The organism is Simplicispira lacusdiani, assembly GCF_003604195.1.
In the GTDB taxonomy this organism is placed as follows: Bacteria; Pseudomonadota; Gammaproteobacteria; order Burkholderiales; family Burkholderiaceae_C; genus Simplicispira; species Simplicispira lacusdiani.
In genome coordinates this window covers 24,770-48,735 of sequence record NZ_QXGR01000010.1, presented here as the reverse complement: position 1 = coordinate 48,735, position 23,966 = coordinate 24,770, and the positions used below count along the sequence as shown (strand labels likewise).

Here is a 23,966-nt window from a genome sequence, read left to right as displayed (position 1 = left end):
TCCGTGATTCATCGCGCTGTACGCCACCGGCAGCCGATGGGCCGGGCGCAGCCCGGCAGCGGCCAGGGGGAACGCTGCTTCAGGGCGTGCGCGCCATGGTGCGCCGCACCACGCCCTCGGCCCTGAGCCGATCGAAGGCCTGGCGCGTGCGCTCGACCACGTCCATCGGGGTCTGCCGGCTGTAGGCCATGTACAGCCCGGTGGAGGCCTCATCGAGCGTGAGCACGCGCTCCAGGCCCGCGCAGTCAAAACCCGTCTCCCGGCACAGCATGGTGGCATCGTCGGCGGTCAGGGGCACCATATCCACCTGCCCGCTCAGCAGCTTGCGGAAATTGTCGATGGGGTGCGCCGACACGACCAGCTTCTCGAACCCCTTGGCGCGCAGGTACTGGTGCCGCACGTCGTCGCGCATCACGCCGATGGTGCGCGACCGGGCCGACGCCAGATCGGAAACCCCTTGCGCCCGCCCCCGGAGGCGGAACAGGTGGTACTGGATCTTCATGATCTCGCCTGCCCAGTGGAACTGCTCCTCGCGCGCCGCAGTGCGGGCGATCAGGAAGATCAGCACATTGGGCTCCTGGAGCGCCATGTCGTAGGCGCGCGCCCATGGATAGAGGTGCACGGTGTAGGGTGTCAGCCTAGCACGCTGGAGCGTGAGTTCCACCACTTCGGTGGCCGTGCCAACCACCTTGCCATCGGCGACAAAGGTGTAGGGCGTGGTCTCGGTGACCGCCCGCACGGCCTGCGCCCGCGCGGGCACCCCGGCCACCAGCCAGGCCAGGCCGATCCACAAGGCCCAGTGCTTCAGCTTCATGGTGCTGCCCCCCCTTCGCCACGTTCATGCGCGGCCCGGATAGGCCCCGCCACCTGGTTGCGTCCCGCTGCCTTGGCCCGGTACAGCGCCTGGTCGGCCTGCTGGAACAGCGCCTCGAAATCTTCGGCATCCCCCGGCTCCAGCACCGCCATCCCGATGCTGATCGTCACCACCGGCGCCGCCTGCGAATGGCGGTGCTCGATCGCGCAGGCGGCCACGGCGGCGCGCACACGCTGCGCCAACAGCCAGGCGGCTTCCTCATGGGTGCCCGGCAGCAGCACGCCAAACTCTTCGCCGCCGATGCGCGCCACCAGGTCCCCGGCGCGCGCCAGGCTGGCGCGCAGGGTGTGGGCCACGGCGATCAGGCACTGGTCGCCCATGGCATGCCCGTAGTGGTCGTTGTAGTCCTTGAAGCAGTCGATATCGCAGACCAGCAAGGCCAGGCCCTGCCCGCTGCGCCGCGCGCGCCGGAATTCGTTCTTCTTGACCTCGTCGAAATGGCGCCGGTTGGGCAGCCCCGTGAGTGGGTCCGTGCGCGCCAGGCTCTCCAGGCGCGCGTTGGCGGCCTGCAGCGCGGCCGTGCGCTCGTCCACCAGATGGGCCAGGTGATCCCGGTGGCCCGCCAGCTCCTGCTCGTAACGCTGCTGCTGCTCCAGATAGTTCGCCAGGCTGCCCTGCAGAAGATTGACCCCCGACACCAATTGGCCCAGCTCGTCCTGGCGATGGCTGTCGCGTTGCAATTCCAGGGTCGCGCCGAGGTTGCCCGGCCCCACGCCCGCCAGGTGGGAGGCAATGCGCTGCACATGGACGGTGACCATCCGGTTGAACATCAGCATGATCAGGCCCGCCAGCATCAGTGACTGCAACAGCTGCGTGATCACGATGGCCGCCAGCGCACCGCGCAGGCGCTGCCACAGCACGCCCTCATCGCCCTGCAGCAGCAGCTCGCCCACCTTTTCACGCGCTCCAGGGTAGGGCTCATAGGTCAGGACCAGCCTGCGCGTGGGGGCCCGGCCCGGGCCGCCCCACTCCTCCCGCGCGCGCTCGATCACCACCATCGCGCTGTTGGCCAGCATCACCTTCAGCTCCACCCGGCCGACCGAGGGCAGGCGCATGGCGCTTTGCACATGGGCCTGCAACGCCTCGCGGTCCAGTTCCCAGATGGCCTTGGACAGAGTGCCGCTGTAGATCTGTTCGATCTGGGTCAGCTCGGCCTCCATCGTGGTCAAGCCCGACTTCCAGGCCGAGAGGGTCAGCACCGCCACCGCCGCCAGGGTGAACACCATGCAAAAAGCCAGCGTGGCCAGCACCAGCCGCCCGCCCAGGGAGCCGCGCGGCGCCACGGACGGCGCCACGGACGGCGCCACGGACGGCGCCACGGACGGCGGTGCGGGCGGCGGCGCGGCCTGCGCGGGGAGCGTATCGGGAGCTATCGCCATTTGCGCTGCAGCCTGTCGTAGGTGCCGTTGCGCTTGATGGCCTCCAGCCCCTTGCGAAAGCGCGACACCAGTTCGTCGGGCGTCTGGTTGCCGAAGGCCATGTAGTAGCCCTCGCGGCTCAAATCCGGAATGTGAAGGGCCTTGGACAGGGTTCTGCCGGGGTCATCGCCGGCCTGGCGCGCCAGATGGTAGGCCGTGAGTTCGCTCATGATCCACAAGTCCACCCGGCCGCGCTGGAGCTTTTCGTAGTTGTGCTCGTACTTCACGCTCGACTGCAGGTTCACCCCCTTGACGAAGCCGTGGGCCACGAGAAACTGTTCGCCCACGTCTTCGTTGACCGTACCGATCTGGTAGGCCTTGGCCGCCTCCAGCGAATCAATCCTGAGCGACTTGCCGGGCTGGCTGAACAGGTAATAGTGGGTCGGCGCGATCACGCCCACCCACTTGAACAGCCGCTCACGCTCCGGAGTGCGCCCGATGGAGTAGATCAGCACCCCAGGCATGTCGCGCGCCATCTGGTAAGCGCGTGCCCAGGGCATGGACTGGATGTCGCCCTGCGCGCCGATCTCCTGCAGCACGGCCTCGACCACGTCGGTGCCCAACCCGGTGATCCGGCCTCGCTCCGTGAAGTTGTAGGGCGGGAACTCCTCCGTGAGGATGCGCAACCGCCCCTCTTGCGCGCTTGCTGCGCCCGCGCCCAGCCAGAGCCCTCCCAGCAGACCAGCGAGTTGCCGCCTGCGGATGCCTGCCTGTGGGTGCTTTCGTGGTGCTGCCATGCTCGCCGGTGCGGCCGCGCCTGGTGGCAATGAACCGCCCCGCCGCGCCCACGTTCTCCCCCAAAATGGACTGAACTCTGAACTGGCGACAGTATCCGTTACCCATCCCACGGGGTCAACGCGGCCTGCCCGTGCGGCGCTCAGCGCATCTGGAACAGCTCCTGGTGGAAGCGTCCGGCCGGGCGGCCCAGGCGCTGCATGGCCTCGCGCAGCGCCAAGCCGAAGCCCTGCGGGCCGCAGAACCAGACGCTGGCACCGGGGCTGGCCTGGGCCAGCAGATCGTCCGCGCGCACCTGCCCGGCGTCATCGCTGTGGTGGATCTTCAGCGTGATGCTCGGCAGTCCGGCGCACAATGCCTGCAGCCGCTCGGCGAACACGGCTTCACCGGCATTGCGCACGCAGTAATGCAGTTGCACGCGCGGCGCCTGGTCTGGTGCGTCCTGCAGCGATTCCAGCCAGGCAACGAAGGGGGTAGCGCCTATGCCCGCCGCCACCCACACCTGCTCGGGTGCGCTGTCGCGGCGGAAGTCGAAGCGGCCATAGGGGCCTTCGACGGTGACCTCCTGCCCGGCATGCACGCGCTCGGCCAGCCGCGCGGTGTAATCGCCCAGCGCCTTGATGGCAAAGCGCACTTCACCCTGGCCACCATCGGCATTGCTGATGGTGAAGGGGTGGTGGCCTTCGCCCCGCTCGAAGGTGATGAAGGCGAACTGCCCGGCGCGGTGCCGCCAGCGCCCCTGCACCTGGCAGGTCACCTCCAGCACGCCGGCGCCCCGGTCCTGCACCGCCGTCACCCGGGCGCCGTGGCGCCGCGCGCCGCCGATGCGGCCGGCCAGCGACAGCACGGCGCACCAGGTTCCCGCCAGCGCGCTCAGCCCCACGATCCAGCCCGCCGGCTGCTGCCACCACGCGGGCGGCGCCAGCACCACGGCGTGCAGCGCCAGGGCCAGGTACACCAGCGCCAGCACCTTGTGCAGCACGCGCCACCAGTGGTACGGGAAACGCTGCCACAGCGTGATGACCAACATGGCCGCCAGCAGCCACACCGACCATTCGCCGAAGTCCTTGGCCACGTCGCGGAAGGCGTTGAGCCACCACTCCGCGCGGGGCGGCTTCACAGGCCGCTCCAAGAACAGGAGCAGCAGCCCCTTGGACAGATCCAACCCGTAATGCACCAGCGCCAGCACGATGGCCCCGATCCCCGCCCACTTGTGCAGGCGGTACATCTTGTCCAGCCCGCCCAGCGGCCGCTCCAGCCACGCTGGACGCACCGCCAGCACCATGATGAGAGACATCAGCAGCCAGGCGCCCAGCCCGCTGAGCAGGATGAGCTGCTGGCGCCACCACCACGCATTCGCCGCCGTGGCCGGCGGCAGGGCCCAGAGCCACGCGACCAGCGCCAGCAGCCCGGTGGCCCACAGTGTTTTTTTCATGTTCGATCCTGGTTGATTGCCTTGCTTGGACCTTAAAACCGCGCCATGAAGCCTTTCTTAAGGCAACGGTGAAGCGCAGGTAAAGCACGCCGCCGCGCCACCACGCCCGTCTGGAAGCAGGGTCCGGCCGGCTGCTAGCATGCACGGCACACCCTCCCCTTCGTTCAGCCCAGGAGCACACCGTGAAGCCTGCTTTCCCGATCCCGTGGCCCTTGATCCCCTCGCTCGCTGGCGTGGCCCTGTGGTGCGCCGCCTCCGGCGCCACGGCGCAGGACGGCGCCTCGCGCATCGCCCGCGTCACGGTCTACCCCGGCGTGGCCACGGTCGAGCGCGTGGCCAAGGTGCCGGCCGGCGCGCGCAGCCTGGTGCTGACCTGCCTGCCCGCCACGCTGGACACGCAGAGCCTGCAGATCCAGGCCGACCCCGCCGTGCGCGTGGGCGAGTTCAGCGTGCTCACCGAGGACCGCGACGTGGCCGGCGGGTGCGCCAGCCCGCTCGACGGCCGCATCCGCGAGTTGGAGGACCAGATCGCGGCGGTGAAGGCCGAGACCAGCGCGCTGCAGCTGGTGGAGGGCTACCTCAAGGCCGTCGCGGGCGGCCCGGCCGGCGACGATGCCGCCGCGCCGCGCGGCCCCGCCACCACGCCGGCGCAGCTCGCGGCCATGGCCGAGGCGCTGCGCAAATCGGGCCAGGACACCCAGGCGCGCGCCCACCAGCTCAAGCGCAAGCAGGAGGCCTTGGAACTCGCGCTCAAGCCCCTCGCGGCCGAGCGCGACCGCGTGGCCAGCCAGCGCACGCGCGTGGTCTCGGTCACCATCAACCTGGCCGCCGAGCGCGAGGGCGAGCTGCGCCTGGCCTACCAGGTGCGCGGCCCAGGCTGGCAGCCCAGCTACCGCGCCACGCTGGACGCCGCCAAGCCCGGCGTGCAGCTCGAACGCCTGGCCCTGGTGGCGCAGAACAGTGGCGAGGACTGGGGCAACGTCCAGTTGACGCTTTCCACCGGCCAGCCCCACCGCGCCACACAGGGCCGCCTGCCGCGCCCCTGGACGCTGGACGTGGCGCCGCCACCCCAGCCGCGCGCGCCCGCACCGGCCATGGCCATGGCGCCCGCCGCAGCGCCCGCCCCCGCCGCGCCGGCCCGCGAGCGCGGCAACGCCGAGGCCCTGCCCAGCTTCGATGTGGGCACCAGCGACAAGGGTTTCGCCACCGAGTTCGCGGTACCCCAGCGCATCACCGTGCCGTCCAACGGCCAGCGCGTCACGCTGGCACTGGGCACGCACCAGGCGCCTGCGCGCCTCCTGACCCGCGCCGCGCCGGGCGTGGAAGAGGCCGCCTACCTCGTGGCCGAGATCGCGCCGCCGCCGGGCGTATGGCCGGCCGGCAGCGTGGGCCTGTACCGCGACGGCGCCTTCGTGGGCACGGGGCGGCTCGACTTCGGCACCGCCACGGCGCCTGCGCCGGGCGCCACGCCCCAGGCCAGCCTCTCGTTCGGCCGCGACGAGCTGGTGCTGGTGCGCGCCGACGCGCCGCAGGACATGACCGGCAGCGCCGGCCTGACCGGCGCGCGCACCGAGCGCAAGACGCGCCGCGCCTACCAGGTGGAGAACCGCCACAAGAGCGCCATCGACCTGCAGGTGCTGCACGCCGCCCCGGTGTCGCGCCACGAGAAGATCGAGGTCGAATCGCACTACCAGCCCGCGCCCGCCGACACCGCCTGGAACCGCCAGGCCGGCACCATCGCCTGGCGCCAAGGCATGGCCCCAGGCGCCACGGCGCAGTTCAGCGCCGAGCACACCATCCGCCACCCCAAGGACATCGAACTGCTCGAACGCCCCTGATGCCGCACCCGAACCCCCGGCCATCCAGCGCCACGGCCGCGCGCTGGATGACAATGCAGGCTATGTTCCTACTCTGCTGCGGGCCCGCGCCCGAGGCCGCCCGATGACCACTTCCGCCGCCGGCCTGCCGCTGCGCCCCACCGCCCGTTTCCTGCTGGCCCACCCGGCCCATTGCATCGCCCTGGGCTTTGGCGCGGGCCTCTCGCCCAAGGCCCCCGGCACCGTGGGCACGCTCTGGGCCTGGCTGGCCTTCCTGGTGCTGCGGCACTGGTACGCCGCGCCGCTGCAGATGGGCCTCCTGATCGCCGCCAGCACCCTGGTCGGCTGGTGGGCCTGCACCGTGACGGCGCGCAACATGGGCGTGTCCGACCCCGGCAGCATCGTCTGGGACGAGGTCGTGGCCTTCTGGCTGGTGCTCTGGCTGGCCATGCCCATGGGCTTCTGGGGGCAGCTGGCGGCCTTCGCGCTGTTCCGCTTCTTCGACGCCGCCAAGCCCGGCCCAGTGGCCTGGGCCGACAGCCTGTTCAAGGGCTTCGGCTGGCGCGGCGGCTGGGGCATCCTGTTCGACGACTTCGTGGCGGCCTTCTGCACGCTGCTCGTGATCGCTCTGTGGAGGTTCTGGTGACACCATCCAATCCCCATGATTCGCTATCAAATCAAGAGCTATCAGCGCTGGATGACAAAGCGCTGGAGGCCGTTTTGTTTGATATTTCCCAACTCCTGCTGGCGCGCGGCGAGATGCTCGCCACGGCCGAGAGCTGCACCGGCGGCCTGATCGCCGCCGCCTGCACCGACCTGGCCGGGTCGAGCCAGTGGTTCGAGCGCGGCTTCGTCACCTACTCCAACGCCGCCAAGACCGAGCTGCTGGACGTGCCCGCCGCGCTGATCGACACGCACGGCGCGGTGAGCGAGCCCGTGGCACGCGCCATGGCCGAGGGCGCGCTGGCGCGCTCGGCGGCGCAGGCCAGCGTGGCCGTGACCGGCGTGGCCGGCCCCACGGGCGGCAGCGCCGACAAACCCGTGGGCACCGTCTGGCTGGCTTGGTGCGTGGACGGGCGCACGCACAGCGCGCTGCACCACTTCCCCGGCGACCGCGCCGCCGTGCGCGCTGCCACGGTGCGGCTGGCGCTACGGCAACTGGCCCACCTGCTGAGGGAGTAGCCCCATGAACACGCCCGGCGCACTGATCCTGCGGAGCCTGCGCGGCCAGCTCGCACTCTGGTTCGGTGGCCTGTCGCTGCTGACTCTGCTGTGCGTCGGGCTCTACGTCGGCCGGCTGGCCACGCAGCAGATGGCCACCAGCGCCGGCGAATCCCTCCATGCCGTGGCACTCACGGCGGCCAACCTGTTGGGCGCCAACCTGCGCGAGCGCGAGCTGGAGATCGTGCTGCTGAGCAAGGCCCCGCATTTCACGCGCGGCAACCTGGCCAACCCGGAGCTGCTGCAGTCGCTCGAAAAACGCAAAGAGTTACGCGAGGAATTCGCCTGGATGGGCGTGATGGACCCGCAAGGCAAGGTTGTGCAGGCCGTGGACGGCATTCTCCAGGGTCAGTCCGTGGCCCAGCGGCCCTGGTTCATCGCCGCGCGCTCGGGGATCTATGCCGGCGACGTGCACGAGGCCGTGCTGCTGGCCAAGCTGCTGCCGCCGCTGCCCGGCGGGGAACCGCTGCGCTTTATCGACTTCGCGGCACCGATGCACAACGCGGCGGGCGACCTGATCGGCGTGGTCGGGGCGCACATTCATTGGCGCTGGGTCACGCAGACCGTGCAGACGGCATTCGACCAGAGTGCCCGGGGCGCTGACGCCGAAATCCTGATCGCCAACGCCGTGGGCGCGGTGCTGTACCCCCCGGCCCTCGCGGGCCAGGTCCAGCTCCCCAGGAATCTGCCGGCAGGACCGGACAAGCCCTACAGCCAGTTGCGTTGGGACGACGGCCGGGACTACCTGGCGAGCGCTGCCACGGTGGATTCGCGCACCCCGCACAGCCTCGGCTGGCGCATCGTGGTCCGCCAGCCCCTGGAACAGGCGCTGGAGCCCGCCCATGCGCTGCGCGACCGGCTGCTGGCGCTGGGCCTGCTGGCGGCACTGGTGTTCGGCCTGGTGGCCGTGCGCCTGGCCCGCGCCTTCAGCCGCCCCATCGAGCAGTTGGCCGAAGCGGCGCGGCGCATCGAGCACGGCGACAGCCAGCCCGCTTTTCCGGCCACGGGACAATTGGCCGAAGTGGAGCAGCTGAGCCAATCGATGCGGTCGATGACCCAGGCGCTGCTGGCGCACGAGCACGAGCTGGAGGCCATGAACCAGTCGCTTGAGACCCAGGTGCAGCAGCGCACCGCCGCGCTGGCGGCCGCGAACCGCGAGCTGGAGCAGCTGGCCACGCGCGACGCGCTGACCGGCGTGCACAACCGCCGGCGCTTCGACGACCGGCTGGCCGAATGCTTCGAGGTGGGCCAGCGGACGGCGCAGGGATTTGCCGTGCTGCTGCTCGACGCCGACCATTTCAAGAAGGTCAACGACACCTACGGCCACCCCACGGGCGACGCCGTGCTGCAGCAGATGGCGCGCCTGCTGACCGAACACACGCGCTCCGTTGATTTTGTCGCGCGCTACGGCGGCGAGGAATTCGTCGTCCTGCTACCGCATACGCCGGACGGCGATGGCGCCCTGGCCGTGGCCGAAAAAATCCGCGCCGCCATCGCCGAGGCCGCCTTCCCGGGGCCGGGGCGCATGACGGTGAGCATCGGCGCGAGCACCTGGCAGCCCGCCGATCGCGGCGTCAGCGCGGTGGTCGAGCGCGCCGACGCGGCCCTCTACCAGGCCAAGGCCGGCGGGCGCAATCGGGCCATGCTCGCCCCGCAGGGTTAGCCGGCGGCGCGCCGCGTCAAGCGCCGTGGCACTTCTTGAACTTCTTGCCGCTGCCGCACCAGCAGGGGTCGTTGCGGCCCGGCTCCGGCGGCTTGCGCAGGGTCTCGACGCGCGGACCCATGCTCTTCCAGAGCTGGCGCAGGTCGTACACGGCCCAGATGGCCTCGCCGAACGCCTCGACGCGCGCCTTGCTGGTGCTGGGCGGGCCGTCCTCGCTGTACATGCTGACCTCGGGCCGGCCGGTGTCGTCCTCGGTCAGCGCGACGATGCGGTCGAGCGCGTCATCCAGCCACTGCGCGGCTTCCTTGTCGCGCGGCGCGGCCCATTCGTCGGGCCAGTTCTCCACGGCGAACATGAAGCCCAGCGCCCAGACCTGGGCGAACGATGGCACCTCCTGGCCCTCCATCTCGGCGCGGTCGGCCTCGGGCAGGCTGGCGACGGCGCCGCGCATGTCCATGGCCTCGGGGGCGTAGGCCTCGTCCTCGTCGAGCGACTTCACCTCGGCGTCGAGCTGGCGCACCACCTCGTTCCAGCGGCGCATCCACAACTCGATGAAACGCGCCTGCTGCGCCGCATCGGCGAACGCGGGCAGCAGCGGCAGGGGCTCGCCCTCGGCCACCTCCAGCGGCTCGCCGTCGCCCAGCAGCATGGGCAGGTATTCGGCGGGGCCAATGGCGCGGCGCGTGCAGGCCAGCGCGGCCAGGAAGCCGTCGCAGAACTCCCACTGCGGAATCTCTTCGCCACGCGTGCGCAGGTCGTCGAGAAGGGTATCGAGCTCGTCCAGTTCGTCGGGGCCGAGGGCCGGTTCACCGGCGTCCGTGGGGGCAGGGTTGTTCATGGGAGGTTCCGTTCAACGGTGCAAAGGCTTTTATGATGCCCAACGCGGCGCCCATGGGCGACCGCGCGGGCGCGGCGGCAAGTGTAGCCCGCCCCGAACCCTGCACCCCTGCCATGCCACCCCTGAGCCCCCAGCCCACCGTCTGCCTCCCTCGACCTGTCCGCGCATGCCGCCAGGAAGGCCCATGCCGATGACCGAAACCACCCCGCCCGGCCAGGCCCTGGCCCCCGACTACGCCGCCTTCCTGCAGGCCCACCTGGCGGCACAGCCCGCCAACGTGGCCCACTACACGCTGGAAGACGAGCAGGTCTGGCTGAAGAAGGCCGGGCCGCGCCACGGCATGTGGCGCTACCGCGTGCTGGGCGCGCTGGCGGGCCTGGCCCGGCTCGACGTGCTGCGCCCCGTGCCCAACCTGGGCGGCCAGCAGGCCATCGCCACCGAGGCCCGGCGCCTGCGCGACCTGCGCGCGCGCGGCCTGCGCGTGCCGCTGGTGCTGGCCGAGCAGCCCGACGGCCTGCTGCTGCACCACCTGGGCCGCCCGGGCGAGCCCACGCCCTCGCTCGGCGACGAGATGCAGGCCGCCCTCGCCCGCCCGGCCGCCGTGCAGGCGCTGTGGCTGCAGGGCCTGCTGGCACTGGACCATGTACACGCCACGGGCACCTGCCTGAGCCAGGCCTTCGCGCGCAACCTGGTGCGCTGCCCCGACGGCGTGGTGGGCTACATCGACTTCGAGGACGACCCGGCCGCCAGCCTGCCACTGGCGCACTGCCAGGCGCGCGACGTGCTGTGCTACGTGCACTCCACCGCGCTCTACCTGCGCGAGAGCGGGGCGCTCGAATCCGCCCGGCCGCTGTGGACCGCCTGGCTGGCGCAGCGCAGCCCCGCGGTGCGCGCCGTGCTGGAGCAGAGCATCGGGCGCATGGCCTGGCTGCGCCACCTGCCGCAAAGCCGCCGCCTGGGACGCGACCTGCAGCGCGCCCGCGCCGCGCACGACCTGCTGACACCGGCCTCTGAACGACCCTGACCGAAAGGCCTTTCCGCCATGGATGTCTCCGAAGCCGTGCAGCGGCGCTCCTCGATCCGCGCCTTCAAGCCCGATGTGCCCCCCGCCGCCATGGTGCGCGCCATCCTGGAGGGCGCGGCGCGCGCGCCCTCGGGCGGCAACCTGCAGCCCTGGCATGTGCATGCGCTCGCGGGCGAGCCGCTGACCCGGCTGCTGCGCGCCGTGGAGGACGCGCCCTTGCAGGAGGCGCCCGAATACGCCGTCTACCCGCCCGACCTGTGGGAGCCCTACCGCACGCGGCGCTTTCGCAATGCCGAGCAGCTTTACGCATCGATTGGCATCCCGCGCGAGGACAAGGCCGCGCGCCTGCGCCAGATGGCCAAGAATGCCAGCTTCTTCGGTGCGCCCGTGGGCATCTTCCTGAGCGTGGACCGCCGCATGGGCCCGCCGCAGTGGGCGGACCTGGGCATCTACCTGCAGACCGTGATGCTGCTGGCCGTGGAACAGGGCCTGGACACCTGCCCGCAGGAGTTCTGGGCCTTCCGCTCCCAGCCCGTGGCGCGTTTCCTGGACCTGCCGCCCGAGCGCATGCTGTTCGCCGGCATCGCGCTGGGCTGGCGCGACGAAAACACCCCCATCAACCAATGGCGCACCGAGCGCGACCCCTTCGAGACCTGGGCCGAGATGCGCGGGTTCTGATCCGTTTCCACGGTGCTTGGCACCGTTCGCGGCCCCTGACCCTGGCGCGGCCCAGACCAGCGGCCACCGCGCAAGGGCCGCCCCGCCGCGCTGGTGGCGTCCCCCTTCCGCAGCGCGCAGCGGTGCCAGAGAAGGGGGAAGGCGCGTCAGCGCCGCAGGGGGTTGTTTTCTCTCACAGCAAGCTCTCTGCACTCACGTAGGCATAGCCCAGGTCGCGCGCCACGGCCTCGAAGGTCACCTGGCCCTCGGCCACGTTGAGGCCGTTGCGCAGGTGGATGTTGTCGCGCAGCGCCTGCTTCCAGCCCTTGCCGGCCAGGGCCAGGGCGTGGGTGATGGTGGCGTTGTTCAGCGCGAAGGTGCTGGTGCGCGCCACCGCGCCGGGCATGTTGGCCACGCAGTAGTGCACCACGCCATCGACCACGAAGACGGGGTCGGCATGGGTGGTGGGGCGCGAGGTCTCGAAGCAGCCGCCCTGGTCGATGGCCACGTCCACCACCACGGCGCCCGGTTTCATGCGGGCGATCATGTCGCGGGTCACCAGCTTGGGGGCCGCGGCGCCGGGAATGAGCACGCCGCCCACCACCAGGTCGGCGTCGAGCACCGCCGCCTCCACGCTGTGCGCGGTGGAAAACACGGTGTGGATGCGGTTGCCGAAAACCAGGTCGAGCTGGCGCAGGCGGTCCACGTTCTTGTCCAGCACGGTCACGCGCGCGCCCAGGCCCACGGCCATCTGCAGCGCGTTCGTGCCGACCACGCCCGCGCCCAGGACCACCACATGGGCGGCGGGCACGCCCGGCACGCCGCCGAGCAGCACGCCCATGCCGCCCTTGGACTTTTCCAGGTACACCGCCCCGGCCTGGATCGCCATGCGACCCGCGACCTCGCTCATGGGCGCCAGCAGCGGCAGGCCGCCACCGGGGCCGGTGATGGTTTCATAGGCGATGCAAATGGCGCCCGAGCGCACCAGCGCGGCGGTCTGCGCCGGGTCCGGCGCGAGGTGCAGGTAGGTGTAGAGGATCTGCCCCGGGCGCAGCAGGGCGCATTCCGACGGCTGGGGTTCCTTGACCTTGACGATCATCTCGGCCTGGGCGAACACCTCTGCGGCGTCTTGCGCCAGGGTGGCGCCGGCGGCCAGGTATTGCGCGTCGTCCAACCCGATGGCGGCGCCCGCGCCGGCCTGCACCAGCACCTGGTGTCCGCTGCCGGTGAGTTCGCGCACGCTGGCCGGGGTGAGGCCGACGCGGTATTCGTGGTTTTTGATCTCCTTGGGCACTCCGATGCGCATCGCTGTCTCCTGGTGTGTTGAGAGGCCCAGTGTCTCGCTCGGCAACCCGGATTTCAAGACGGATTAATGAACAAAGATATCCATTAAAGAACTGAATCAAGCAGGACAGAAATCCAGCACGGGCGCCACATGGACCCCCAGCGCCAGCAGGCGCTTGCGCAGGCTGAGCACGGCGCGGTCCTTGCTGAGCAGGAGGGCGCCGTGGTGCACCGCCAGGTCGATGAACTGCTGGTCGTCCGGGTCCTTGCAGACGGCGCTGGCGCGCGGCGCGGAGTCCACGGTGCGCGACTGCGCATCGAAGGCTTCCAGCACCTGCGGCACGCTCAGGCCGTAGTAGGCCAGGCGCGGCGCGATCTGCGGGTAGCCCAGCACGCGCTCCAGCTCCACGCGCATGGCGGGCGCGGCGATCCAGCGCAGCGCGCCGCTGGCCAGCAAGGGCTTGAGGGGCTGCACGGCGGCATCGGCGAAAACCAGCAGATCGAGCACGATGTTGGTGTCGATCACCACCGGCCGCGCCGCCCCGGGCACCCGGGCCGGCGCCTCAGCCGCCATCGGCCGTCCCGTCTGGCGCGGTGCCCGGGCGGGCGCGCACGGCGCCGCGCACCATGTCGAAGCGGAACAGCCGGCATTCGATCGGGCCGTTCCACATCGGCACGCGGCGCGATTCCTTCAGGCGCATCTTGCCGGGCAGCTTGAGGTCGGGCGTGAGCATCCAGGCCGTCCAGCCGGCGTAGTGCTTCTTCCAGTGCGCGGCCAGCTGGCTGAAGAATTCGCCGCCGTCGTCGGTGTGCGCGGCCTCGCGGCCCACGGCGCCACCCTGGGCGCGCAGCGTGGCGCGCTCGGTGGCGTTCTGGCCGGCCGAGCCGGCGGCGGCGATGCGCTCGCCATAGGGCGGATTGAGCAGCATCACGCCCGGTGTCTCGCACGGCGGCATGCGCTGCAGCGCGTCGCCGCCGCGCAGCTGCACGGCGCCAGCGACGCCGGCACGCTCGGCGTTGCGCTGGGCGAAATCGACCATGCGGTGCGAGACATCACTGCCAAAAATGGGCACAGGGCTTGCCTGCTGCGCGCCTTCAGCTTCTGTTTTGATAGCATTCCAGACATGGGCCTGGAACGGCAGGAGCTTTTCGAAGGCGAAGCGCCGGCGCAGGCCGGGGGCAATGCGGCAGGCGATCTGCGCGGCCTCGATGGCCACGGTGCCACTGCCGCAGCAGGGGTCGTACAGCGGCACGGGGGCCTCGCCGTGCGGGTTCCAGCCGCTGGCGGCGATCATGGCGGCGGCCAGGGTTTCCTTGAGCGGCGCGTCGCCCTTGTCCTCGCGCCAGCCGCGCTTGAACAGCGGCTCGCCCGAGGTGTCGATGTAAATGGTGGCCTCGTCGGTGGTGAGGTGCAGGTGGATGCGCACGTCGGGCCACTGGGTGTTGACGTCGGGGCGCACGCCGCTCTTGGCGCGGAAGCGGTCGGCCACGGCGTCCTTGACGCGCAGGCCGGCGAAGTTCAGGCTGGTCAGCGGGCTGTGCTGCGCCGTCACCTCGACCTTGAAGGTCTGGCGCGGGGTGAACCAGATTTCCCAGGCCACGCTGCTGGCCAGCTCGTACAGGTCGTTCTCGCTGCGGTAGGGGCGGTGCGCCAGCTGCACCAGCACGCGCTGCGCCAGGCGGCTGTGCAGGTTGAGCAGCAGCGCGTCGCGCCAGGAGGCGCGCAGCAGCACGCCGCCGCGCCCGGTGAGCAGGTCGTTGCCGGTGAGGCCCGTGATCCGGTGCACCTCGTCGGCGAGGAAGCCCTCCACGCCAGCGGCGCAGGGCAGGAAGATTTGAAGCTGGTTCATGAGAACCTATGTAGTTCTGTGAATGGGAGGATGGCCCCGAGGATAAGGCCTGCGGCGCGCCACGGCCGCGGCGCCGTCAGGTCCGGGGCGGCGGCAGCAGTTCCTGGGCGGGCACCGGGTGGCCGAAATAGTAGCCCTGGTAGCCGCCGCAGCCCTGGCCGACCAGGAATTCAAACTGCCCGGCCTGCTCGACCCCCTCGGCCACGACGGTCAGCCCCAGGTTGCGCGCAAGGCTCACGATGCAGTGCGCGATGGAGGCGGCGTTCAGATCGGTCAGGATGTCGCGCACGAAGGAGCGGTCGATCTTGAGCACATCCAGCGGCAGCCGGCTCAGGTAGGACAGCGAGGAATAGCCCGTGCCGAAATCGTCGAGCGCGAAGCCGATGCCATGCCGGCGCAGCAGCACCATCTTGTCGACGACGCTTTCCACGTCGTGGAGCAGCAGGCTCTCCGTCAGCTCCAGCCGCAAGCGCGCCGGATTGGCTCCGGTCAGGCGCAGCACCTCCAGCACGCTGTCGGCGAATTCGGCCTGGTGGAACTGGCGCGCGCTGACGTTGACCGACAGGGTCAGATCCGCCGTCGCCTCGCTGGCGCCCCAGGCAGCCAGCTGGCGGCAGGCGGCTTCGAGCACCCATCGGCCCAGGGGCACGATGAAGCCGGTTTCCTCCGCCAGCGCGATGAATTCTCCCGGCGGCACGGCGCCGCGCTGCGGGTGCTGCCAGCGCAGCAGGGCCTCGGCGCCGACGACCTGCCCCTGCACATCGACCTGGGCCTGGTAGTGCAGATGGAAATCGCCACGCTCCAGGCTGGCGCGCAGGTCGGTGTCGAGCTGCACGCGCCGCAGGATGGCGGCCTGCATCTGCGGGTCGAAGAAGTGCAGGGCATTGCGGCCGGCGGACTTGGACTGGTACATCGCCAGGTCGGCCTGGCGCATCAGCTCATCGAGGCTCGTGCGCTGACCGGCGAACACCGTCACGCCGATGCTCGGCGTGCTGCGCAGCTCGTGGCCCGCCAGCTGGTAGGGCAGATTGAGGGCGGTGAGCACCTTCTCGGCCACCACGCGCGCCTGCTCCGCGGCCTCGGTGGCGTCGTGCGACAGCTCTTCCAGCATGACCACGAATTCGTCGCCGCCCAGGCGCGCGGCCGTGTCGCTGGCCCGCACGGCTTCCTGCAGGCGCCGGGCCACCTCGATCAGCAGCAGGTCGCCCACGTCATGGCCCAGCGTGTCGTTGAGCGACTTGAACTGGTCCAGATCGATGAACAGCAGGGCCCCATGGTGGCCAGTGCGCGCGCCCAGCACCATGGCCTGCTGCAGGCGGTCGAGCAGCAGGCGCCGGTTGGGCAGGCGGGTGAGCGGATCGTAGAACGCCAGGTGGCGGATCTTTTCCTCCGCCTCCTTGCGCTCGCTGATGTCGGACGAGGCCGCCACGTAATGCGTGACCTTGCCGTCCTCTCCGCGAACGGCGGAGATGCTCTGCAGCATGGGGTAGACCTCGCCGTTCTTGCGCCGATCCCAGATTTCGCCAAACCACGCGCCCCGATCGGCCAGCGACTGCCACATGCCGATGTAGAAGGATGCGTCATGGCGCCCGGACTTGAACATCGCGGGCGTGCGCCCGATGACCTCCTTGGGGGTGTACCCCGTCATCCGGGTGAAGGCGCGGTTGACGCGCAGGATGATGCCGTTGGCATCGGTCACGACCATGCTGTGCAGGGATTCGAAGGCCGTGGCGGCGATGCGCATCTCCTGCTCGATGCGGCGGCTCTCGGTGATGTCGCGCAGCACCACCACGCTGTGCGTGGCCTCGCCCTGGCCATCGAGCACCGGGCTGACCGTGGCCTCGAACCAGAAGGGCTCGCCATCGCGGCGCTTGCCCGGAAGGGTGCAGGGCGCGCCCGCGCTGCTCCACAGGCGCGAGCGGCCCTGCGCATCGGCCCACAGGAAATCGGGCGCGCGCCCCAGGATTTCCTCCTCGGAGTAGCCAGTGATCTCGCTCAGGGCATGGTTGGCAAAGGTGGCGTGGCCCTGCGCATCGACGATCAGCACTCCCTGCGAGATCGACCCCAGGGCCTTGTGGTGCAGGCGCAGGATGACCGCGTTCTTGAGCCGCTCCTCGGCCTGGGCGATGCGCACCAGGTTGTCCCGGAACACCAGGGTGGCGCGCGCCATCTCGCCGATCTCGTCGCCGCGCCCATGGTCGGAGATCTCCACCGCCTCCACGCGCGCCTCCGGTGCGGCCAGCCGGTTCATCGCATCGGTGATGCGCCGGATCGGGTAGATGATGCCGCGCGCCAGGCCGCCGGCGAACACCACCGCCAGGCTCAATGCCACCAGCACCACGATGCCGCTGTAGAACACGGCCTGGCCCGCGGACCGCTCGGCGCTCCGCGCCCCGGAGATCAGGTCCTGCGCCATCTGGTTCTCGACGAGCTTGATCTGGTCGATCTTCCAGGACGTCATGTCGAACCAGTGCTCCGCCGCCTCGACGGCCGTCCGCCCCCGGGTCGCTGGACGCAGGTAGACGACGCTGCGCAGGCGCTCGATGTCGGCGGCCTTCATGTCGGACAGCGACTGGTTCAGCAGGTCCACCTGCTCGGGGCTGGCGAAGAAGCGGAACTGCTCCAGGAAATGCGCTTGGCGGTCGGCCAGGGCCGTGAAGACCTGCCGGCTCGTGGCGTCCACCCGGGGCGCGGAAAAATACGCGGCGCCCGCCGCCCGCTCCATGCCCGCCAGTTCCTTGGCCTGCATCAGGTTGACATAGGCGAAGATCGCCCGCGACATCCCGGAATGGCTGCCCAGGAGGTGCATCTCCTGGACGATACCGATCAGCTCATGGATGGCCGCGCTGTAGCGTGCGGCCTGCACCTCGGTCGTGACCCGCAGCGCTGCCGCGTCCTCGCGCCAGGCTTGCAGCTGTTCAAGCTGCGCGCGGGCGGCATCGATGCGGCGGCGCAAGCGCTCATCGAAGCGTTCCAGGATGATCTGCTGCAGCGCCTCCTCGAAGCCGGCCCTCTGCGCGTCGGTGTGGGCCTGGCGTGCCGATTGCTGTTCGACGAACGCCTGCCCGCCAGAGCCCAGGAAGGCGGCCGAAATACCGCGCTCGCGCTGGACCTCGTGCACCAGCCCGCTGACCGCCGTCGCCAGCTCGGCCACTTCGCGCAGGGAACGCATCTCGTTGGCCGTGCGCTGGTGGCTGACCAGCACCCACATGGCAAAAAACAGAAATCCCGCGATCGGCAATGCCAGGGCCAGCGCGATGCGCTGGCCTATCGGGAGGTTCTGCAGTCGGACTTGCATCACGGCACGGTCAGGGTGTTTTGGGTATGGTCGACGGGCGGCTACCGTGATCGCCACCATTCAGGGAATAACCATTATGGGGCCTGGGTTGCTGCGGCGCACATTGCCCCCACGGCAGGCCGCACCAGGATGGTGCAAACCTCCTCGCCGGGCGCGCCAGCTCCGGCCGGAAGAAACCGGCGCATGCCCACCGGCCCTGGAGCCAGCACGCGCCAAAAGGGCCATGGACGGCGGTCGCTCTGGACGCACGATCATTGGTTACAAATTGTTGCACGGCCGCAACAACCTTGCCACAAACAGGGCATCGCGCACCGCACCCCAGGCGCCAGGGCCTTTCAGCGGACCCTGGACGCCTGGTGCCCGCGAATCCGCTCGGACAGTGCCGGCGCGGGCAGCGGGCGGCTGAACAGGTAGCCCTGCATCAGGTCGCAGCCGGCCGCGCGCAAGAAGTCGCGCTGTGCCTCGGTCTCGACCCCCTCCCCCACCGTCTGCATGCGCAGGCTACGCGCCAGCCCGATGATGCTGTGCACGATGGCCGCGCTGTCCTGGTGCTCCATCATGTCCTGCACGAAGGAACGGTCGATCTTGAGCTGGTCGATCGGGAAGCGGCGCAGGTAGGCCAGCGAAGAATAGCCCGTGCCGAAGTCGTCCACCGAGAGATCCACCCCCAGCGCCTTGAGGTCCGCCAGGATGCGCGTGGCCTGGTCGGCGTTCTGCATGACGGTGCTCTCGGTGATTTCCAGCTTGAGCTGCCGGGCTTGCAATCCGGATTCCTGCAGCGCCTGCTGCACGCTACCGGCCAGCTGGTCGTCGCGAAACTGCCGCGCCGACAGGTTCACCGCCACCCGCAGGTCCAGCCCCTCGCGCTGCCACTGCCGCACCTGCTGGCAGGCCGTGCGCAACACCCATTGGCCTATGGACACGATCAGCCCCGTTTCTTCCGCCAGGGGAATGAAGTCACCGGGCGGCACCAGCGTGCCGTCGTCCAGGCGCCAGCGCACCAGCGCCTCCACGTCCGTCACCCCGTTGGTGGCCAGGTTCAGCAGGGGCTGGTAGTGCAGCAGCAGCTCGCCACGCTCCAGCGCGTGGCGCAGCCGTGCTTCCATCTCCAGCTTGCGCAGGGCCTGGGTGTTCATGTCGGCGGTGTAGAAACAGAAGGCGTTGCGGCCGGCCTCCTTGGCACGGTACATGGCCGCATCGGCATTGCGCAGCAAGGTGTCGTAGTCGGTGCCATCCGTCGGATACAGGCTCACGCCGATGCTCACCGACAGGCTCACCTCACGGTCCTGCAGCGGGATGGGGCGCGCGATGTCGTGCAACAGCCCGTCGGCCCGCAGCATGACGTCCTGTGGCCCCGCCAGATCGGACAGCACCACCACGAAATCATCCCCCCCGATGCGCGCCGCCGTGTCGCGCTCGCGCAGTTGCCCCGCCAGACGCTGGGCCACGATGCGCAGGATGTCATCGCCAAAGGCATGGCCCAGGCTGTCGTTGATGCGCTTGAAATGGTCCAGGTCGAGGTAGAGAACAGCCACCGCGCCCTGGTGGCGCCGCGCGAAGGCGATGGCCAGATCGGTGCGCTCGCGCAGGCGGTTGCGGTTGGCCAGCCCCGTGAGTTCGTCCTGGTTGTTCTGCCGCTCCAGCTGCTCTTCGTACTGCTTGCGTTCGGTGATGTCGTTGAGGATGCCCACGAAGTGGGTGACCTCGCCCAGGGCATTGCGCACGGGGGCGATCGACAGTTCGTTCCAGAACAGGGAGCCGTCCTTGCGGTAATTGCGCAGCAGAGCATGGCCCTCGCGCGACTCCCGCATGGCCGATTCCAGCTCGTGCACCCCAAGCTGGTTCCGGTCGGCCCGCAGCAGCAGGTCGGGGCCCTGGCCCAGCGCCTCGCGGGCGCCATAGCCCGTGATGCGCTGAAAAGCCGGATTCACATAGGTGATGTGGTCGCCGTCCTGCAACCGCGCGATGATCATGATGCCGTTGGCAGAGGCCTCGACGGCGCTGCTGTTGAGGCGGCTGGACTCCTCGCTGGCGCGCAGGCGTTCCTCGGCCTGCCGGCGCAGCGCCTCCTTCTCGAAGTTGGACAGTGCGAAGCTGACATCCGTCACCATCTCGCCCACCAGGTTCTGCAACTCACTGTCGAAGAATCCCGTCTCACCCGCGAACAGCGTGAAGCAGCCCACCATCCTGTCGTCGATGCGCAGCGGGAAGCAGGCGCCCGCCAGGAAGCCGTGGCGCCGCAGATCGCCATGGATGGGCGACAGCACAGGATCGGCCAGCAGATCGTTGCACACATACGGCACCGCCCCCGACTGCGCCAGCACCTCTGGCACCCTGGCGCCCCCCGGGATGCTGATGGGCGCCAGGCGGCCCAGCCATGCGGGCTCGTCGCCACAGCGCGCCATGGGCACCATCTCCCCGGTCTGCCCATCGAGCATGCCGACCCAGGCCATGCGCAACCCGCCTCGCTCCACGGCGATATGGCACAGGCGGGTGAACAGTTCATCGCGGTGTGCGGCATGGACGATGGCCTGGTTGGTCTCGCTCAGTGCCGCATAGAGCCGGTTGAGCCGCAAGATCCGCTGCTGCGCCGCGTCGAGTTCCTGCAGGCGCTGCTCCAGTTCCAGGCTGCGCTGCTCCAGCTTGTGCACCAACACCTCGCTGTACATCTTGAGCATGGACGGGCCGGACAGCACGGGCTCGCGCGCCACGGGCTGCTGCCTCGTGGCCGACGCCAGCATGTCGTGCAGGCGTGCCATGAAGACCTCGGGCTCGGACGGCTTGACCAGGAAGGCATCTGCCCCCATGTCCAGCGCCAGCCTTTCGTCCTTGGATTCGGTGTAGGTGGCGGTATAGACCATGAACGGAATGCCGCGCAGCGCCGCATCGGCCTTCCATTCGCGCAACAGGGTGTAGCCGTCCATCACCGGCATCAGCAGATCGCTGACGACCAGGTCGGGCGGCTGCTCCCGGGCCAGCGCCAGCGCCTGCTGGCCATGCGGCGCCTCCCGCACCTCGAAGCCGTGGCCCTGCAGCAGCATGCGCAGCAGATAGCGGTTGTCCTCGCGGTCATCGACGATCAATGCCAGCATCAAGCGGCCCCTTTCACGTAGCGCTCCACCTCGTCGGCGAAGGTCAGGGGGTCGATGGGCTTCTCGATGTAGCCGTTGCAGCCCGCGGCCAGGCAGCGCTCGCGGTCGCCGGCCATGGCATACGAGGTGACCGCCACGATGGGGATGGCGCCGAGCTTGGGATCGGCCCGCAGGGCATGCGCGACGGCATAGCCGTCCATGCCGGGCAACTGGATGTCGAGCAGGATCAACACCGGATCGACCTGCGCCGCCAGCGCCACGCCGGTGGGCCCATCCTCGGCATGCACCATTTCCCAGCCCCGGGATTCGAGCAGAAAATTGGCGAGGTAGCGGTTCTGCGCGTTGTCCTCGATCAGCAAAATGCGCTTGTTCATGCAGTTTCCTCCATCGGCACGGCCTGCAGGGGCAGGGTCACGGTGAACGTGCTGCCTTGCCCCCAGGTGCTGCGCGCCTCGATGCTGCCGCCCATGAGGCCCACCATGCGCTGACAAATCGTCAGTCCCAGGCCCGTGCCCTCGTGCTTGCGCGCGAGCGTCGAATCGATCTGCCGGAACGGTGTGAAAAGCAGCGCCATGTCTTCCTCCTTGATGCCCGGCCCGGTGTCCGTCACGCTCAGGCGCACGGCATCCACGGGTCCGGGGGCGCCCACGGGCCGGAAATCCTCCACCGGCTCGGCCCGCAGCGTGACGGAACCGCTGTCGGTGAACTTGACCGCATTGCTCAGCAGGTTCAACAACACCTGCTCGACCCGGCGCTCGTCGCTCGCCATGGTGCCGATGCCGGGGGCCACCTGGATGTCCAGGGCCAGATGCTTCTTGTCCGCCAGGGGCGCGATGAGGGCGCCGACTTTCTGGATCGAGCGCGCGAGATCGAAGGGCGCACAACCCACGCGCAGCTCACCCGCCTCGATCTTGGAGATGTCGAGCACATCATTGATCAGCGCCAGCAAATGGCGCGCGCTGTCGCGCACCATGCCCAGTTGCTTGCCCTGCTCGGGGTTCAGCGGCCCCGCCAGCCCCTGCAGCAGGATGCCGGTGAACCCGATGATGGAGTTGAGCGGCGTGCGCAGCTCATGGCTCATGGTGGCCAGGAATGCCGACTTGATGCGGTCCGCGTCCTCGGCGCGGTGCATGGCCTGCGCCAGCGCATGGGTCCGGTCTTCCACCCGCCGTTCCAGCTCCTGCGCGTGCTCCTGCGCCTGCTGGTAGAGATGGGCGTTCTCGACCGCCAGGGCCACCGGACCGCACAGGTCCTCCACCAGCTTGAGAACCTCTGATTGCGGCGGATCGGCCTGGCGCGAGAACAGGCACAGCACCCCCAGGGTCCGTTCCTGCACCTGCAGCGCGAAATAGGCGTTCCAGCGCACGCTGGGGTCGCGCACATTGCCGCAGGCCGTGTGCGCGCCTGGATCGTCGGCACTCAGCAGGGCATGGCGTTTGTCATTCCCCACCACGTCCAGCATGGCCGGGCAGCCCGCATCGCACAAGGGCATGCCGTCGTCAAAATGGTCCACCAGTGGCAGCGCATGCAGCCGCGCGCCCACCCGCAAAGAGCCCCGCGACGCGTCGCGCAGGCAGAGCACACCGCCATCGAAGCCGGACAGCGCCATCGCGCCGCGCGTGGCCTCCTGCAGCACGCCATCGAGGTCCCGGCGCCCCCCAATGGCCCGCAGGATATCGTTGATGGTCTGCATCTCCTGGTTGCGCTGGCGCAGCTCCGCCGTGCGCAGCGCCACCTGGCGGCGCAGCAGCAGCACGCCGGCCACAGCCGCCATCAACGCCGCCATGAACGCCGCCACGACCGGCAGCAGCCAGCCCGGCGTCGCGGCACGCACCTCGTCCACGGACCAGCGCCGCAGGGACTTGTAATAGAGGGAGTTGGAGTCCTTCTTGAAGGCGATGAGCCGCCGGTCGATCGCCTGGAGCAGATCCTGCCGCCCCCCGAGGGGCGCGGCGAAATACAGTTTGGAGGGGCTGAAGATGATGGCCGTGTCCTCCAGGCCATACCGGAGCGCGTTGCGCACGCCGAAGAAGCGGTTGGTCACCACGGCATCGGCATGCCCCTGCTCCACCGCGGCGAAGGCGGCATCGAAGTCCGGCAGCGGCATCCATTCCACCACCAGGCTGAAGCTGGAAGCCATTTGCTCGAACTGGCGCTCCTGGACCGACCCCGCGAGCACGGCCACGCGCTTGCCCTCCAGGTCCAGCATCGACCGCACGCCGGATCCACGGCGGGCATAGACCTGGTTCCAGCTCGACAGCACGGGTTCCTGGTGGAAGGCGTAGAGGGCCTCGCGCTCCTGGTTGCGGGCCACATCGGGCATCAGGTCGATCTCGCCCCGGCCCAGCCGCTCCAGGCCCTCGGTCCAGGTGCCCGCGACATACTCGATCTCCCATCCTTCGCTGGCGGCGATGCCCTCGATCAGATCGATGAAGATGCCTTCGGCCTTGCCCGACGCGGACATGCTCACCTTGGGGCTGTTCTGGTACACCCCCACCCGCACCTTCTCCGCGCCCCAGGCTGGAGCGCTCAGCCACAGCGCCAGCAGGCACAGCCCGACGGCACGCCACGCCTCGCGGACGGCGAACACCCCCCTCCAAGCCCGGCACTGGTTCAGCATGGCACGGTCCCTCCTTGGTGGATGCGAGCGCATCCACTCGTGCGGTTGATGCGAAACATGATACGCCCGCGTCATGTCGAGCACGCCGCACCGCCCGGCAGCTTTGCTGCCCCTGCGCGGCGGATTCACTGATCCGTATC

General features: G+C 69.8%; 18 protein-coding genes. 6 read left to right on the top strand and 12 right to left on the bottom strand.

The genetic code is table 11. From position 1 onward, the window contains the following. Positions 1–79 precede the first annotated feature (79 nt). The 4 genes from D8S75_RS13935 to D8S75_RS13920 form a co-directional block, all read right to left on the bottom strand. Positions 80–814, bottom strand: coding sequence for a substrate-binding periplasmic protein (locus D8S75_RS13935; RefSeq protein WP_119966960.1), 735 nt, complete (start codon positions 812–814; stop codon positions 80–82). Continuing rightward, positions 811–2,253, bottom strand: coding sequence for a GGDEF domain-containing protein (locus D8S75_RS13930; RefSeq protein WP_119966959.1), 1,443 nt, complete (start codon positions 2,251–2,253; stop codon positions 811–813). The genes D8S75_RS13935 and D8S75_RS13930 overlap by 4 nt, the downstream gene beginning before the upstream one ends. Further along, on the bottom strand, positions 2,244–2,918 hold the full coding sequence (locus D8S75_RS13925) for a substrate-binding periplasmic protein (RefSeq protein WP_198673214.1): 675 nt from the start codon (positions 2,916–2,918) through the stop codon (positions 2,244–2,246). The genes D8S75_RS13930 and D8S75_RS13925 overlap by 10 nt, the downstream gene beginning before the upstream one ends. Positions 2,919–3,169: 251 nt before the next feature. After that, entirely contained in the window at positions 3,170–4,462 is a 1,293-nt protein-coding gene (locus D8S75_RS13920; protein WP_119966957.1) for a ferredoxin reductase family protein, read from the bottom strand. Positions 4,463–4,644: 182 nt separating this feature from the next. On the opposite strand from D8S75_RS13920, the gene D8S75_RS13915 reads away from it, so the two are divergent. From D8S75_RS13915 to D8S75_RS13900, 4 genes are all read left to right on the top strand, one after another. After that, positions 4,645–6,300 (top strand): DUF4139 domain-containing protein, encoded by a 1,656-nt coding sequence (locus tag D8S75_RS13915; protein ID WP_306419024.1) that lies wholly within the window; start codon positions 4,645–4,647, stop codon positions 6,298–6,300. A gap of 103 nt (positions 6,301–6,403) precedes the next feature. After that, positions 6,404–6,925 carry a phosphatidylglycerophosphatase A family protein gene (locus D8S75_RS13910; protein WP_119966956.1) on the top strand — a complete coding sequence of 174 codons (522 nt, stop codon included), beginning with the start codon at positions 6,404–6,406 and terminating at the stop codon, positions 6,923–6,925. Positions 6,926–6,972: 47 nt separating this feature from the next. Beyond that, positions 6,973–7,461, top strand: coding sequence for a CinA family protein (locus D8S75_RS13905; protein ID WP_232829054.1), 489 nt, complete (start codon positions 6,973–6,975; stop codon positions 7,459–7,461). Between the two features lie 4 nt (positions 7,462–7,465). After that, positions 7,466–9,163 (top strand): sensor domain-containing diguanylate cyclase, encoded by a 1,698-nt coding sequence (locus D8S75_RS13900; protein ID WP_198673213.1) that lies wholly within the window; start codon positions 7,466–7,468, stop codon positions 9,161–9,163. A 16-nt stretch (positions 9,164–9,179) separates the two neighbouring features. Here D8S75_RS13900 and D8S75_RS13895 read toward each other — a convergent pair whose 3' ends face one another. Then, positions 9,180–10,001, bottom strand: coding sequence for a UPF0149 family protein (locus tag D8S75_RS13895; protein WP_119966954.1), 822 nt, complete (start codon positions 9,999–10,001; stop codon positions 9,180–9,182). 190 nt (positions 10,002–10,191) lie between these two features. On the opposite strand from D8S75_RS13895, the gene D8S75_RS13890 reads away from it, so the two are divergent. Both D8S75_RS13890 and D8S75_RS13885 read left to right on the top strand, forming a co-directional pair. Next, a complete protein-coding gene (locus D8S75_RS13890; RefSeq protein WP_119966953.1) occupies positions 10,192–11,025 on the top strand; it encodes a hypothetical protein in 834 nt (277 codons plus the stop codon). An 18-nt stretch (positions 11,026–11,043) separates the two neighbouring features. Further along, positions 11,044–11,703 carry a nitroreductase gene (locus D8S75_RS13885; protein ID WP_119966952.1) on the top strand — a complete coding sequence of 220 codons (660 nt, stop codon included), beginning with the start codon at positions 11,044–11,046 and terminating at the stop codon, positions 11,701–11,703. Between the two features lie 172 nt (positions 11,704–11,875). On the opposite strand, the gene ald is transcribed toward D8S75_RS13885, so the two are convergent. The 7 genes from ald to D8S75_RS13850 all read right to left on the bottom strand — a co-directional run bounded on the left by ald (position 11,876) and on the right by D8S75_RS13850 (position 23,826). Then, a complete protein-coding gene (gene ald / locus D8S75_RS13880; protein WP_119966951.1) occupies positions 11,876–12,988 on the bottom strand; it encodes an alanine dehydrogenase in 1,113 nt (370 codons plus the stop codon). 96 nt (positions 12,989–13,084) lie between these two features. Then, positions 13,085–13,540 carry a putative toxin-antitoxin system toxin component, PIN family gene (locus tag D8S75_RS13875; RefSeq protein WP_119966950.1) on the bottom strand — a complete coding sequence of 152 codons (456 nt, stop codon included), beginning with the start codon at positions 13,538–13,540 and terminating at the stop codon, positions 13,085–13,087. Then, complete coding sequence (locus D8S75_RS13870) at positions 13,530–14,816, bottom strand: THUMP domain-containing class I SAM-dependent RNA methyltransferase (protein WP_119966949.1); 1,287 nt, start codon at positions 14,814–14,816, stop codon at positions 13,530–13,532. Before D8S75_RS13870 ends, D8S75_RS13875 begins: the two co-directional genes overlap by 11 nt. A 76-nt stretch (positions 14,817–14,892) precedes the next feature. Then, positions 14,893–18,114 carry an EAL domain-containing protein gene (locus tag D8S75_RS13865; protein WP_198673212.1) on the bottom strand — a complete coding sequence of 1,074 codons (3,222 nt, stop codon included), beginning with the start codon at positions 18,112–18,114 and terminating at the stop codon, positions 14,893–14,895. Positions 18,115–18,449: 335 nt separating this feature from the next. Next, positions 18,450–21,206: a two-component system response regulator gene (locus D8S75_RS13860; RefSeq protein ID WP_119966947.1), complete on the bottom strand. Its 2,757-nt coding sequence runs from the start codon at positions 21,204–21,206 to the stop codon at positions 18,450–18,452. Next, positions 21,206–21,580: a response regulator gene (locus tag D8S75_RS13855; RefSeq protein WP_119966946.1), complete on the bottom strand. Its 375-nt coding sequence runs from the start codon at positions 21,578–21,580 to the stop codon at positions 21,206–21,208. The genes D8S75_RS13860 and D8S75_RS13855 overlap by 1 nt, the downstream gene beginning before the upstream one ends. Beyond that, positions 21,577–23,826, bottom strand: a complete 2,250-nt coding sequence (locus D8S75_RS13850; RefSeq protein WP_198673211.1) for an ATP-binding protein — start codon at positions 23,824–23,826, stop codon at positions 21,577–21,579. The genes D8S75_RS13855 and D8S75_RS13850 overlap by 4 nt, the downstream gene beginning before the upstream one ends. Positions 23,827–23,966: the final 140 nt, after the last annotated feature.